Raw genomic sequence first — 14,061 nt, forward strand, 5'->3', positions numbered from 1 at the left:
GGCCCGTTCTCGTGCCCGGACTCCATGACCGCCCGTGCCCCCGTGGTTTTCGGTCAGTCGGGCACGGAAGGGGCTGTGCCTCGCTGCTGCTGTGCAGCAGTGTTCGGAGCATGGACGTGAACGAGTTCTTGGCTCAGCCCTTGGTCGCGCGCGTGGCGACCAGCGGGCCTGACATCCGGCCGGTGTGGTTTCTCTGGGAGGACGGCGCGTTCTGGTGGCTCACCGGCTCGTACTCCCGGCTGGGGCAACTCCTCGCCGAGGACGCGCGTGTGGCGCTGGTGATCGATACGTGCGACGTGTCCGCGGGGGCGGTGTTCTCCGTGACGTGCCGAGGTGTGGCCGAGGTTGTGCCGCTCGACCGGGCCAAGGCCGTTCGAAAGCTGACCCGCTACCTCGGCCGCGAGGACGTGTGGCCCGTGCGTTTCTCCGCTCCGCTGGATGACCCTGCGACCCGGATGGTTCGGTTCGCGCCCGATCGTCCGCCTCGGCTCCGGGATCGTTCGTGGTGACAGCCGGACGGTCCCGGTTTCCCCTGGTCGTGCCCGGTTAGGACGCGGCTCGCAGCAGGCGCAGTTGGCCGATTTCCGCGACGTTCTTCATCAGCTCGGCGTTCGCCCAGGCGAGCATGTCGGCCACGGTGTGGGCCGGGTCGGACGGCCAGGGAAAGGGGGCCGTGGCGTCGAGGTCGGCGTCGGTGAGGTGGTCCAGGGCGGTCAGCCATGCGGTGCGCAGGGTGCGGAGCCGGTCCACGGTCGGGGCGCCCGCACCGGGCCAGACGACCGTGCTGCGTTCGCGGGGCTCGCGGCCCTGGAGGTGGTCGAGGGCGACGCTCCACCACCAGCCCAGGTGCCAGCTCACCCAGGCGATGGTGGGCACCGGGACGGGGTCGGGCTCGGTCTCCGCGAAGTCCGGCTCCCAGGTTCCGTCGGCCGTGGGACGCAGGGTCCAGCAGTGGGCGGCAGGTTCCCACAGGAAGTCCTCCGGTTCCAGCCGCTCCAGGTGGTACTCGAACAGGGACCAGGTGAGGTCGAACTGCCCTCGCAGCAGGTCGAGACGGGGTGTGGGGGACGGCTCGGACGGGGGTGTGGTGGTGACGTTCATGAACTGTGGTCCGGTCTTTCTGTGGGGCGGGTGGGCCTCGGCGGCGTCTGTCAGAGCTCGTCGTCCTCCGCCAGGTGCTCCCAGGGCAGCTCCCGCAGGTGGGGATCCGCGTCGCAGCCCGAGGGGAGCAGGGAGGTCGGCTGGAACCAGACGACGGTGAGGCGCGAGCGGTACAGGACGCGATCGTGGGCCGGGTCGAGGGCCGCGGAGCTGAAGGAGCCGACGCAGGTCACGGCGGGCAGGACCTCGACCGGCCCGAAGGCTCCCGGGTACTGGTCGGGATACTCGCGCGGGGGCGTGACCAGGTGGACCGGGGCGCCGGGGAAAGCTTGGCCGGCGGACCGCACCAGCCCCTTGATGCGCAGGTCGTTCAGAGGCTTGCAGGGGTAACCCTCGAGCAGCCCGCCGTACGTCGACGACAGGCGCAGTTCGGACAGGTCCACCTCGCGGCCGGACGTGAGGACTACGCGGGCGAGCGACATGGTCGGCACTCTAGAGCGGTGGTGCATCGGGGTCTTTCGATTTTCGGGCGGCCCGAGAGTGGGGCCGGGGCAGGTCAGGGGGTGTGACCGGTGAGGCGGGCCGCCGAGGCGATCGTCGCGCGGGCCTCGCGTTCGGACAGGCCGGTGCCGAGGGCCGCGCGGACGAGGGGGGCCACGAGGGCGGGTCCGATGCCGTCCTCGTATGCGCGGCAGGCGGCCCAGAACAGGCGGGTGTTCCGCTGGCCCGCGTGGGCGGCGAGGACGAACTGCACCAGGCCCTGGCCGTGCCCGCCGGCCGACGGGGGTGTGGGGTGGTGCGGCCGGGGCGGCGGCAGCAGGATCCGCAGCAGGGCGGGCGGGCAGGCGGCCGGGGGGAGGTGGGCCGTGCCGGGGGCGGCGGTGTAGGTGCCGTGGTCCGTACGGGAGCCGGGGCCCACGAGGTAGCCGCCGGCACCGCGGACGTCGATGCCCGGGGCGAGCCGGCTCGCGGAGTTGGGGACGACGACGTCGGGCGGGCCGCTCAGCCACAGGTGACGTCCGCCGCTCGGCGTCCGGACGACCACGGTGGCGGGGATGGTGAAGAGGTGTCGCAGGGCGATCTCGCGCAGCGCCGCCGAGGCGTCGGTGCCGGTCTTGGTGTCCAGGTCGATGCCGATGAGGTGGTGCGGGGGGAGGCCGCAGGCGATGCCGTAGCCGGTGGCGTGGGGCGCGGCGGCGAACATGCGGCGGATGCGGACGGGATCGGTGGAGGCGTCATGGACCCCGTGCCCGAAGCGTCCGCAGGCGCCGTGGCAACGGGTGGGGGTGGCGGGGTCGTCGCGGTGCGGGGAGCGCAGGGCCGGGAGCTTCGTCCGGGACAGGGGGATGACGGCCAGCCCGCGTTCGGCAGCTGACAGGGCGTGTGCGAGGGCCAGCGTCGTGGCCTGCCGGTCGGTGGTGGCCATGCCTCCATAGTCGTACGTACGTTCGAGAAAAGAAAGGGGGCAAAGGTGGCGACACGCCGTGGGTCCCTCGGTCGGCGGAATGCGTGCCGGAACGCTTCCCCTCATGGGGCACTTGGGGAGTCTCATACCGTTCGAGGTGAGCTGCCACTCAAGTGACGGAAAGGGGTTTATCGACATGTCATCACGCTTGCGTGCGAATGGCAGCGTACGGGGTGGTTCAGGGGGTTGCGGTGGGCAACGCTGATCATGCGACGTCGTGCACAGCAGGACCGGGGCGGTCGGCCAACCGCCCTGATCGCAGCCGTACTTCACGCACACAAGGCCGTCGGCCGGTGCGTTCCTGGTTCTGGAGGGAACTCAACATGGCAAGCATCCGTACTGCCCGCGTCATCGCCGCCGTCTCCGCCCTGCCGCTCGCGGCCGCCCTGTTCACCGGCGTCGCGACGGCGGACAACGGCGCCCTCGCGGACGACGGATCGAGCGCGACGGCGGCGAGTGCCGTGGCCGGGGTCGTCGGAAGCGGCGTGGGCGGCGACAACTTCGGCAACTCCGCGACCACACAGCAGCAGGCCGTCGGCTCCGGCGCCTCGAACCAGAGCAATACCGCTCAGGTCAACGGATCCGCCTTCACGGCGGTGAACCAGGGCAACGACAACGTGGCCGTCAGCTTCACCCCGCTGTGGTGGTGAGGTGACCGGGGCCTCTTCGGCCCCGGATGGTGTGGGGGTGTGTGCTTCGTGGGGTGCAAGGCGTCTGCGCGGCGGTACTTCGGTGCCGCCGCGCAGGCGTTCGTGGAGCTCGGGCACTTGACGCCGCAGCGCACCGGGGCTGAATCTGATGGGTAGTCAGAAACTGCCGTGGGAGATGTGGGAACCCGTGCGGCGGGCGCGGTGTACCAAAAGTGACAGGGCGCGAGGAGCGAGGCGGGCGGGACGACGACGAGGGGGTCGGATGAGCGCGGTTCAGGAGGTGGGCGAGGAGACCGGCGGGGCGCTGTGGGCACGGCTGAAGGAGTACGAGGGGCGGCCGGCCGTGTCGGGCGGGAGGGGCCGGGACCCGGTCAACGAGCCCATGATCAGGCATTGGTGCGAGGCGATGGGGGACACCAACCCGGCGTACACGGGCTCGGACGCGGTCGCGCCCCCCACCATGCTGCAGGTGTGGACGATGGGCGGACTCTCCGGCCACGACCGGGAGGAGTCCGCGGGGACGTCGGGCGGCCGGACGGCGGGGCGGGCCGGTCGCACGGACGCCTTCGACGACCTGCTCCGGCTCCTCGACGAGGCGGGTTGCACCGCGGTGGTGGCGACCGACTGCGAGCAGGAGTACGCGCGGCCCCTGCGCCCGGGCGACGAGGTCGCCTTCGACGCGGTGATCGAGTCGGTGTCCGCCCGGAAGACGACGAAGCTGGGAGCGGGGTACTTCGTCACGACCCGGATGGACGTCCGGGTCGCCGGTGACCTCGTGGGCACGCACCGCTTCCGCATCCTCAAGTACGCCCCCGCCCCCGCCCCCGCAGCCGCTGCCGCCGCTCCCCCCGACCGGACGGTGGAGCAGCCCGCCCCGAGCCGGTCCTCGTCCACGCGCCCGTCCTCGTCCACGCGCCCGTCCTCGTCCACGCGCCCGTCCTCGTCCACGCGCCCGTCCCCGGCCTCGCGCCCGCCGCTGTCACCGCCCCGGGTCCCCGAGCGACGCCCCCGGCCTGTCATCAACCGCGACAACGCCGGCTTCTGGGAAGGAGTGGCCCGGCACCGGCTGCTGATACAGCGCTGCACGGCGTGCGGCACCCTGCGATTCCCCTGGCTGCCGGGCTGCAACGCGTGTGGTTCCCCGGACTGGACGACCGTGGAAGCCACGGGCGAGGGCACCGTCCACTCCTACGTGGTCATGCACCACCCACCCTTCCCGGCCTTCGACCCGCCCTACGTGGTCGGTCTGATCCAGCTCGTGGAGGGGGTGCGGATCATCAGCAGCGTGGTGGACGTCCCGGCCAGCGAGGTGCACATCGGGATGCCGGTACGCCTGGAGTTCCGGCGCTGTGACGAGGAGTTGGTGCTGCCGGTCTTCCGGGGGGCGACGGCCACAGGAGCGGGAGCCGAACGCCAAGTGCCCCGGGGGCTCGTACGCACCCCCGAGTCCGGCGCGGGACACCTCACGGGGCCCGGCCCGGGACGTCCTGGCGGTCCTCCCACTCCCCTGCCGCCCCGCACACCCGGCGTGGGGGCCGGCCTCCCTCCGCTGGAGATACCCCTCACCCGCACATTGATCGTGGCCGGTGCGATCGCCTCCCGGGACTTCCAGGACGTGCACCACGATCCCGAGCGGGCCAGGGAGAAGGGTTCCCCCGACATCTTCATGAACATCCTCACGACCAACGGCCTGGTCGGCCGCTACGTCACCGACCACTTCGGACCGGGAACGGTGCTCCGCCGTGTGGCGATACGGCTCGGCGCACCCAACCACCCCGGCGACACCATGGTCCTGACCGGCACCGTCGAGGAGGTGAACCCGACGGAGCCGAGCATCGCCACCGATGAGCCCGCCGACGCCGGCCCCGTCCAGGATGTCCCCGACGCGGGCCCGCCCCCAGTCACCGGCACATGCACCGACTCCCCCGCCGACCCTGACCCCGACCCCGACGCCCGGGCCCGAGGCACCCGAGACCGGCGCACAACCACCCGCACCGTCAAGGTCCGGGTCGTCGGGACCAACACCCGCGGCAGACACGTCACCGGCACGGTCACGGTCGAGCTGCCGTGCTGCCGCATGGGAGGGAAGGCTGAGGGAGAAAGGCCGAGGTGACGGAGTCGTGAGGGGACCGGCGTTGAGGTGGTCGGCCCGGAGGGGACCGGCGCTGAGGGGGTCGGCATGGAGGGGACCGGCGGAGAAGGGCTCGGTGTGAAGGGGACCGGCGTGAGGAGGGCGGCGTGAGTCTGCGGACGCGGGACGCGCTCGGCGGCCGGGCGGCGATCGTGGGCATCGGGGCCACGGAATTCTCCAAGGACTCGGGGCGCAGCGAGCTGCGGCTTGCGGTGGAGGCGGTGCGGGCCGCGCTGGACGACGCGGGACTGACACCGGCGGACGTGGACGGCATGGTCACGTTCACGATGGACACCAACCCGGAGATCACGGTGGCCCAGGCCGCGGGGATGGGTGAGCTGTCCTTCTTCTCCCGCGTCCACTACGGCGGCGGCGCGGCCTGCGCCACGGTCCAGCAGGCGGTGCTGGCGGTGGCCGGCGGTGTCGCGGACGTGGTGGTCTGCTATCGGGCGTTCAACGAGCGGTCCGGACGGCGTTTCGGCTCGGGCGTGAGCCACCGGGAGCCGTCCGCGGAGGGGGTGGCGCTCGGCTGGGCGTTGCCGTTCGGGCTGCTGACACCGGCGTCGTGGGTGGCGATGGCGGCCCGCCGGTATCTGCACGCGTACGGGTTGGCTCCGGAGGCCTTCGGGCACGTGGCCGTGGTCGACCGGAAGTACGCGGCGACGAACCCAGCGGCCTACTTCCACGGCCGGCCCATCACGCTCGCCGACCATGCCGCCTCCCGCTGGATCGCCGAGCCGCTGCGGCTGCTGGACTGCTGTCAGGAGACCGACGGGGGCCAGGCCCTCGTGGTCACCTCGGTGGAGCGGGCCCGGGACCTGCCCCGTCCGCCCGCGGTCGTCGCGGCGGCCGCACAGGGGGCGGGCAGAGCGCAGGAGCAGATGACCGGCTTCTACCGCGAGGACCTGACGGGCCTGCCGGAGATGGGTGTGGTGGCGCGGCAACTCTGGCGGACCTCGGGGCTGGCACCCGGCGACATCGACGTCGGGATCCTGTACGACCACTTCACCCCGTTCGTGCTGATGCAGCTGGAGGAGTTCGGCTTCTGCGCGCCGGGTGAGGCCGCCGGCTTCGTCGCCGAGGAGCGGCTGCCGGTCAACACGCACGGGGGGCAGCTCGGGGAGGCGTACCTGCACGGCATGAACGGGCTGGCGGAGGGCGTACGCCAGATACGGGGGACGGCGGTGAACCAGATACCCGGTGCCGAACGGGTGCTGGTCACGGCCGGTACGGGCGTGCCGACCTCGGGGCTCGTCCTGACCGGCGACCGCTGACCGCCGGCCGCCGACGGCTCGTCCCCTCAGGGGTGAACCCCCAGGGACCCTGCTCGCCACGTCCACCTTCAGGAGGTGAGGCAGGCCCCGCCCATACAACCTGAGGGGGACGCGGCTTCGGGACCTGCGGGCGATCCGCCGGACGGCCGCCGCTCATAGCGTTGAGCCATGACCACACCCGTCTGCACCCGCGCTTCGAACGCCGCTGCTCCACTGGCACAGACCCTCGTGTACCCGTCGTTCTCGTCGTACATGAGGGCCCGCCAGCCGGTGCTTCTGCGGACCGCCCGGTCGCTGACCGGCAATCCGAGCGACGCGGAGGACCTGCTGCAGACCGCGCTCGCCAAGACGTACGTGGCGTGGGAACGGATCGAGGACCACCGTGCGCTCGACGGCTATGTGCGCAGAGCCCTGCTGAACACCCGGACGTCGCAGTGGCGCAAGCGCAAGGTGGACGAGTTCGCCTGCGACGAGCTGCCCGAGCCGGACCCCGTGTCCGGCGGCGACGATCCCGCCGAGCGGCAGGCGCTGCGCGACGCCATGTGGCGGGCGATCATGCGGCTGCCGGCCCGGCAGCGCGCGATGGTCGTCCTGCGGTACTACGAGGACCTCAGCGAGGTGCAGACGGCCGAGGTCCTGGGCGTGTCGGTGGGCACCGTGAAGTCGGCCGTCTCGCGGGCGCTCGGGAAGCTGCGTGACGACCCTGACCTGGGGCTTGTTCGCTTCTGAGGTGAATTGTCGCCTGCTGTGGTGTGATCGATCACCGCTCCCCTAGTGACATACCGCGTGGTATGTGCGCAGAATCAGCGCAACTCTTACCCGCGCGTAGGCAATGTCGCCCAGGAGGACTCCGTGCTGAGCACCATGCAGGACGTACCGCTGCTGATCTCGAGGATCCTGGCCCACGGATCGACGATCCACGGCACATCGCAGGTCATCACCTGGACGGGTGAGGGCGATCCGCAGCGCCGCTCCTACGCGGAGATCGGCGCCCGTGCGGCCCAGCTGGCCCACGCCCTGCGCGACGATCTCGGGGTCACCGGCGACGAACGCGTCGCGACCCTCATGTGGAACAACGCGGAGCACGTGGAAGCGTACTTCGCGATCCCGTCGATGGGTGCCGTGCTCCACACGCTCAACCTCCGCCTCCCGGCCGAGCAGCTCGCGTGGATCGTCAACCATGCCGCGGACCGGGTGGTCCTGGTCAACGGTTCGCTGATCCCGCTCCTCGCCCCGCTGCTGCCGCACCTGAAGACCGTCGAGCACGTCGTCGTCACCGGCCCCGGGGACCGGGCCGCGCTGGCCGACGCCTCCGTCCAGGTGCACGAGTACGACGACCTGATCGCCGGGAAGCCCACCGTCTACGACTGGCCCGAGCTCGACGAGCGTGCCGCCGCGGCCATGTGCTACACCTCCGGCACGACCGGGGACCCCAAGGGCGTGGTGTACAGCCACCGTTCGATCTACCTGCACTCCATGCAGGTCAACATGGCCCAGTCGATGGGCCTGACCGACGAGGACACCTCGCTCGTCGTCGTGCCGCAGTTCCATGTGAACGCCTGGGGTCTGCCGCACGCCACCTTCATGACCGGCGTCAACATGCTGATGCCGGACCGTTTCCTGCAGCCCGCCCCGCTCGCCCAGATGATCGAGAGCGTGCGGCCGACCCACGCCGCCGCGGTGCCCACCATCTGGCAGGGCCTGCTCGCCGAGCTGACCGCCAACCCCCGGGACGTGTCCGCCCTCACCCAGGTCACCATCGGCGGCTCGGCCTGTCCGCCCTCCCTGATGGAGGCGTTCGACCAGCTGGGCATGCGGGTCTGCCACGCCTGGGGCATGACGGAGACCTCCCCGCTCGGCACGGTCGCCCGCCCGCCGGCGCATGCCGTGGGCACGGACGAGGAGTTCGCGTACCGGCTGACCCAGGGCCGCTTCCCGGCCGGTGTCGAGGCCCGTCTCACCGGCCCCGGTGGCGAACGGCTCCCCTGGGACGGCGAGTCCGCGGGTGAGCTGGAGGTGCGCGGCCCGTGGATCGCCGGCGCCTACTACAACGGCCCCGGCGAGGAACCGCTGCGCCCCGCCGACAAGTTCAGCGAGGACGGCTGGCTCAAGACCGGCGACGTCGGCATCATCAGCCCCGACGGCTTCCTCACCCTGACCGACCGGGCCAAGGACGTCATCAAGTCCGGCGGCGAGTGGATCTCCTCCGTGGAGCTGGAGAACGCCCTGATGGCCCACCCGGACGTGGCCGAGGCCGCCGTGGTCGCCGTACCGGACGACAAGTGGGGGGAGCGCCCGCTGGCCACCGTCGTCCTGAAGGAAGGTTCCACCGCGGACTTCACCACCCTGCGCGCCTTCCTCCAGGAGGCGCGCGGGATCGCCAAGTGGCAGCTCCCGGAGCGCTGGACGGTGATCGAGGCGGTGCCGAAGACGAGCGTCGGCAAGTTCGACAAGAAGGTGCTGCGCAGGCAGTACGCCGACGGCTCGCTGGACGTCACCCAGATCTGAACCGGCTGAAACGCGGTCCCCGGCCCTCCGGACCACCAGGGGGAACGGGGACCGCTGTAGGACGCGCCGGGCGGGGCAGGGCCGGGGAACCGGCTGCCCCGCCCGGCGCGTCCGGCGTTCACGCCTCGGCGCCCGGGACGTGGGAGTCCTGCCCTGCCCCGCACCGCCCGCGAACCGCATGACGGTCCGCGGGCCCCGGGGTCAGTTCGTGCCGATCCGGGCGAGCAGGTCGACGATGCGGTCCTGGACCTCGGCGCTCGTGGAGCGTTCCGCGAGGAACAGCACGGTCTCGCCGGAGGCCAGCCGCGGCAGGTCCGCCTGCTCCACGGCGGCCGTGTAGACGACGAGCGGGGTGCGGGTGAGCTGCCCGTTCGCGCGCAGCCAGTCCACGATGCCCGCCTGGCGCCGGTGCACCTGCATCAGGTCCATCACCACCAGGTTGGGCCGGAACTGCCCCGCCAGCGCCACCGCGTCCGCGTCGCTCGCGGCCCGCGCGACCTGCATCCCGCGCCGTTCGAGCGTGCCGGTCAGCGCCAGCGCGATCTCCGCGTGCTCCTCGACCAGCAGCACGCGCGGCGGGTGCTGCTCGCTGTCGCGCGGTGCGAGCGCCTTCAGCAGCACGGCGGGGTCGGCACTGTAGGCGGCGTCGCGCGACGCCTGCCCGAGCCCGGCGGTGACGAGGACGGGCACCTCCGCCGCCACGGCCGCCTGCCGCAGCGACTGCAGTGCCGTACGGGTGATCGGCCCGGTCAGCGGGTCCACGAACAGGGCCGCCGGGAAGGCCGCGATCTGCGCGTCGACCTCCTCACGGGAATTCACGATCACCGGTCGGTAGCCGCGGTCGCTCAACGCCTGCTGGGTCGAGACGTCGGGCGCCGGCCACACCAGCAGCCGGCGCGGGTTGTCCAGCGGCTCCGGCGGCATCTCGTCGTCCATGGGCTGCGGCCGGGGCGGGTCGGCCACCTCGACCGCGCCGCCGGGGCCGTCCAGCGGCTCCGGTCCCTCTGCGGCGTCCGCGTCCGGTGCGCCTATCGCGTACGAGCGCCCCGCGCCCTCCGCCGCCGGCGCGAGCCGCGACTGGCCTGCCATCGAGTGCTGCGGCTGGGCCTGCTGCGCTGCCGGTGCCGGTGCGGGCGCCGACGGCCGGGCGGTGGGCGGGTCGGCCTGCGGGTGCGGGCGGGCGGTCTGCCCGCCGGTGTCGGCGGCCGCGTCGGGACGCGTCCCCAGCTTGCGGCGGCGGCCGGAACCGCCGGGCTGGTGCGGGGGCGGGGTGGCCGTCGGCAGCGGCTGCTGCACCTGGGCGGCCTGCCGGGTGAAGGGCACGCCCTGGCCGAGCGTCCGCACGCTGATGGCCCTGCCCTGCGTGGAGTTCGGGTCGACGGGGGCCGCGTTCTCCGCGGGCAGCGGCTGAGCGGCCCGCGGCACGGTCACCGTTCCCTCGGGTGCGGCCGGGACCGGCGGGACCGGCGACGGAGCCGGAGCCGGAGCGGGCGGCGCGGGGGTTCCGGCACCGGTGGTGTCACCGACGGCCGGCCATGCCTGCGGAGCAGGGGTGCCCTCCGCCGGGGTGCCCGTTCCTGGCGCGGCCTCGGCGGGCAACGGCTGGGCGGCGGGCGGCTGTTGCGGAGCCTGCTGTGGCGCCTGCACGGGGGCCTGTTGCGGTGCCTGCTGTGGCGCCTGCACGGGGGCCTGTTGCGGTGCCTGGTGGGGCGTGCCCGCGACCTGGCCGGCGTCCGGCTGCGGGAGGGGCTGACCGGCGGGCACGGGCTGGGGCTGCGCCTGCTGGACGGCCGGGGCGCCCTGCACGGGGACAGCGCCCTGCGGGGGCACCGGGGCCCCACCCTGCGGCGCGGCCGGCACGCCCTGCGGCGGTACGGGCCCGCCCGGGGCCCCCGGAGGAGCTTCCTGGACGGGCATCGGGCCGCCCTGGGCAGGCACCTGGGGCTGGGGAGCGGGCATCGGGGCGCCCTGAGGAGCAGCGGCCGCCGCGCCCGGGGCGACCGGGACCGCGTGCGGCGGCATGCCCGGCGTCTGCTGCGGCGGTACCGGCACACCCGGCGCCGCTGCCGCGTCCCCGGCGTTCTGACCTTCGGGGACGGGCTGGGGCGCGGCGGCCACCGGCATCGGCTGTCCGGCGGCGGGCACTCCCGGCACCGGGGTGCCCGGCGGGACGGCGCCCTGGGGCGCGGCACCCTGCGCCGGTACGGCCTGCGCGACCTGCCCGCCCTCGGGAGCGGCCGGCGGTGCGGCCACCCTGCGGCGGCGGCCGGTCGGGGCGCTCGTCGGGTGCGGCTGCGGCGGGGTGTGGTCGCCGGACTGGTCGAGCGGAACGGCGTCGTGGCGGCCGCCGTCGGCCGGCGCCGCCGCGGGTGCGGCCGCCGCGGCCGCACCCGTCGTCCGGGGCTGCTGCCCGCCGTGGGCGATCCGCCCGACCGCCTCGGCCTGTTGCGCGTCCGGACCGGCCACCGCCCCCGGAGCGGCCGCCTGGTCGCCCTCGGCGGGTGGCAGCGCGAACACGGTGCGCGGCGCCGCCTGCTGTGCCGCGGCCCGCTCGGTCGCGGCGGCCAGCGCGCGCCGGCGGCGCCCCGTCGGCTGCTGCTGACCGGCACCGGACGGGTCCGTCGGGCCGTCGGCCCCGGTCGCGCCCTGGTGTCCGCCGTCGGCCGCGGCGTTCGGCCCGGACGGTGCGGGGAGCGCCGGGGGGAGTGCCTGCTGGTCACCGGCGGCGCGCCGGGCGCGCCGTCCGGAGGGGGCCGGGACGCCCTGGGGCGGAACGGTGCCGCCGAGTCCGGTGTTGGCGGCGGCGGCGCCCGCCGCGTGCTCGGCGGCTGTGACGACGGCGCCCTCGGAGACTCCGGCGCCGTCACCGGTCGTGGCGACCACGGCGCCCGGGCCCGCATCCTCGGCCGGACGGCCGCGTCGGCGGCCGGTGCCGCCGGAGACGGCGCCCTCGCCGGAGGACTGCGCCGGCAGCAGGGCGGGCTCCGCGGCCGCCGCCCGCCGCCTGCGCCGGCCGGTGGGCGGTGCGGTCTGCGGGGCGGAGCCGTCGGCTCCGGCCGCCGTGGCGTTCGGGTCGTCGGCGCCCGGGACCTCGCTCTCCAGGAAGGCGTCCACGGACGCCCGTCGCGCCCGTCGCCGCCCGCCGGAGGGCCGCTGCTGGGCGGCCGTGTCGTGGCCGGTGTCCTGGGCGTCCCGCGCCGCGGCGGGCCCGGCGAGTTCCACCTCGGCGGCCGGTACGGCCCCGGCGCCGCCGCCGATCGGCACCTCCAGGACGAACGCGCTGCCGCTCATCCCGGGCACCTCGTGGGTCTGCAGCACACCGCCGTGCGCCCGCACGATGCCCCGCACGATCGGCTCGTGCACCGGGTCGCCGCCGCTGTAGGGGCCGCGGACCTCGATACGGACGACCTCGCCGCGCTGGGCCGCCGCGACCACCACGGTGTTGTCCAGGTAACCGCCCGCCGACACGGGCGTGTTGCCGGTCGCGTCGACCCCGGCCACGTCCGCGACGAGATGCGCGAGGGCGGTGGCGAGCAGGCGGGGGTCGACCTCCGCCTCGATGCGCGGCGCGTGCACGGCGAACTGCACCCGCCCGGGGCCGATGAGTTCCACCGCCCCGTCCACCCCGGCCGCGACGACGGCGTCCAGCAGCACCTTGGTGCGGGCGACCTGCTCGGCACCGATGTCGAGCCGCTGGTAGCCCAGGACGTTGTCGATGAGGGTGGTGATACGGGCGTAGCCGGCCGACAGGTGGTGCAGCACCTGGTTGGCCTCGGGCCACAACTGCCCGGCGTCGTCGGCGGCCAGGGCGGAGAGTTCGCGGCGGAGCTCGTCCAGGGGGCCGCGGAGCGACTGCCCGAGCAGGGTGAGCAGCTGGTCGTGCCGGGCGGTGAGCGCCTCGTAGCGGTCCTTCTCCCGCTCGCCGAGGGCCGCGTACCGCTCCTCGTTCGCGGCGAGTTCCTCGGCGTGCCGCTCGGTCAGCTCCTCCAGCTCGGCGACGTGGCTCTGGCGCAGGGCGGTCAGCTCGGAGGCGTGTTCCTCCGCGAGCCGCTCCAGCTCCTCCGCGTGCCGCTGCGCCTCGTCCTCCTTCTCCTGGACGAGCGCGTCGTAGGAGCGCCGGTCGGTGAAGGTCATCACCGCGCCGACGAGCTGGTCGCCGTCCCGCACGGGGGCGGTCGTCAGGTCGACCGGCAGCTTGTCGCCGTTCTTGGCGTAGAGGACCTGCCCGCGCACCCGGTGCTTGCGCCCGGAACGCAGGGTGTCGGCCAGCGGGGACTCGTCGTACGGGAAGGGGGAGCCGTCGGCACGGGAGTGCAGGACGAGGGTGTGCAGCTCGCGTCCGCCGAGGTCGCTGGCCCGGTAGCCGAGGATCTGGGCGGCAGCCGGGTTGACCAGGACGATGCGCCCGTCGGTGTCGGTGCCGACGACGCCCTCGGACGCGGCGCGCAGGATCATCTCGGTCTGCCGCTGCGAGCGCGCCAGCTCGGCCTCGGTGTCCACGGTGCCGGACAGGTCGCGGACGACGAGCATCAGCAGTTCGTCGCCGGTGTAGCCGTAGGTGTCGTAGGCCTGCTGGCCGGTCTCCAGGTTGGCGCTGGTGACCTCGACGGGGAACTCGGAGCCGTCGGTGCGGCGGGCGGTCATCCGGGTCGGCTTGGTGCGGGCCCGCGGGTCGATGTGGTCCGGCCGCCGCATGGAACCGGGGATGAGCTTGGAGTCGAACTCCGGCAGCAGATCCAGCAGTCCGCGCCCCACCAGCGCCGTGCCCGGCGTCTCGAAGGCCTCCAGGGCGATGGTGTTGGCGTTGACGACCGTCCCGTTGGCGTTGACCAGCACGAGGGCGTCGGGAAGCGCGTCGAGTATGGCTGCGAGGCGAGCAGCGCCTCGGGATGGCCTGCTGCTCACGAGACGCTTCCTCCCTGTTACCGCGAC

Annotated in this window: 10 protein-coding genes; 6 read left to right on the forward strand and 4 right to left on the reverse strand. The window is 73.9% G+C overall.

The features are described from left to right. Positions 1–110 precede the first annotated feature (110 nt). Complete coding sequence (locus ACIRPP_RS18495; protein WP_403643672.1) at positions 111–509, forward strand: pyridoxamine 5'-phosphate oxidase family protein; 399 nt, start codon at positions 111–113, stop codon at positions 507–509. 37 nt (positions 510–546) lie between these two features. On the opposite strand, the gene ACIRPP_RS18500 is transcribed toward ACIRPP_RS18495, so the two are convergent. From ACIRPP_RS18500 to ACIRPP_RS18510, 3 genes are all read right to left on the reverse strand, one after another. Beyond that, positions 547–1,101: a DinB family protein gene (locus tag ACIRPP_RS18500; protein ID WP_403643676.1), complete on the reverse strand. Its 555-nt coding sequence runs from the start codon at positions 1,099–1,101 to the stop codon at positions 547–549. A 50-nt stretch (positions 1,102–1,151) separates the two neighbouring features. Then, complete coding sequence (locus ACIRPP_RS18505; RefSeq protein ID WP_403643679.1) at positions 1,152–1,583, reverse strand: hypothetical protein; 432 nt, start codon at positions 1,581–1,583, stop codon at positions 1,152–1,154. Between the two features lie 74 nt (positions 1,584–1,657). Then, positions 1,658–2,527: a bifunctional DNA primase/polymerase gene (locus ACIRPP_RS18510; protein ID WP_403643682.1), complete on the reverse strand. Its 870-nt coding sequence runs from the start codon at positions 2,525–2,527 to the stop codon at positions 1,658–1,660. A gap of 362 nt (positions 2,528–2,889) precedes the next feature. Between ACIRPP_RS18510 and ACIRPP_RS18515 the strand changes: the two genes are divergently transcribed. From ACIRPP_RS18515 to ACIRPP_RS18535, 5 genes are all read left to right on the forward strand, one after another. Next, complete coding sequence (locus ACIRPP_RS18515) at positions 2,890–3,216, forward strand: hypothetical protein (protein WP_403643685.1); 327 nt, start codon at positions 2,890–2,892, stop codon at positions 3,214–3,216. A 262-nt stretch (positions 3,217–3,478) separates the two neighbouring features. After that, positions 3,479–5,329, forward strand: coding sequence for an OB-fold domain-containing protein (locus ACIRPP_RS18520; protein WP_403643687.1), 1,851 nt, complete (start codon positions 3,479–3,481; stop codon positions 5,327–5,329). Positions 5,330–5,454: 125 nt separating this feature from the next. Next, positions 5,455–6,621 (forward strand): lipid-transfer protein, encoded by a 1,167-nt coding sequence (locus ACIRPP_RS18525; RefSeq protein WP_403643690.1) that lies wholly within the window; start codon positions 5,455–5,457, stop codon positions 6,619–6,621. A 168-nt stretch (positions 6,622–6,789) separates the two neighbouring features. After that, positions 6,790–7,350 (forward strand): SigE family RNA polymerase sigma factor, encoded by a 561-nt coding sequence (locus ACIRPP_RS18530; protein ID WP_403643693.1) that lies wholly within the window; start codon positions 6,790–6,792, stop codon positions 7,348–7,350. A 135-nt stretch (positions 7,351–7,485) separates the two neighbouring features. Then, positions 7,486–9,129 (forward strand): long-chain fatty acid--CoA ligase, encoded by a 1,644-nt coding sequence (locus ACIRPP_RS18535; protein ID WP_403643971.1) that lies wholly within the window; start codon positions 7,486–7,488, stop codon positions 9,127–9,129. Between the two features lie 201 nt (positions 9,130–9,330). Here ACIRPP_RS18535 and ACIRPP_RS18540 read toward each other — a convergent pair whose 3' ends face one another. Further along, positions 9,331–14,034: a PAS domain-containing protein gene (locus ACIRPP_RS18540; RefSeq protein WP_403643696.1), complete on the reverse strand. Its 4,704-nt coding sequence runs from the start codon at positions 14,032–14,034 to the stop codon at positions 9,331–9,333. Positions 14,035–14,061: the final 27 nt, after the last annotated feature.

It is taken from the genome of Streptomyces sp. NPDC101219 (assembly GCF_044767675.1).
Taxonomy (GTDB): Bacteria; Actinomycetota; Actinomycetes; order Streptomycetales; family Streptomycetaceae; genus Streptomyces.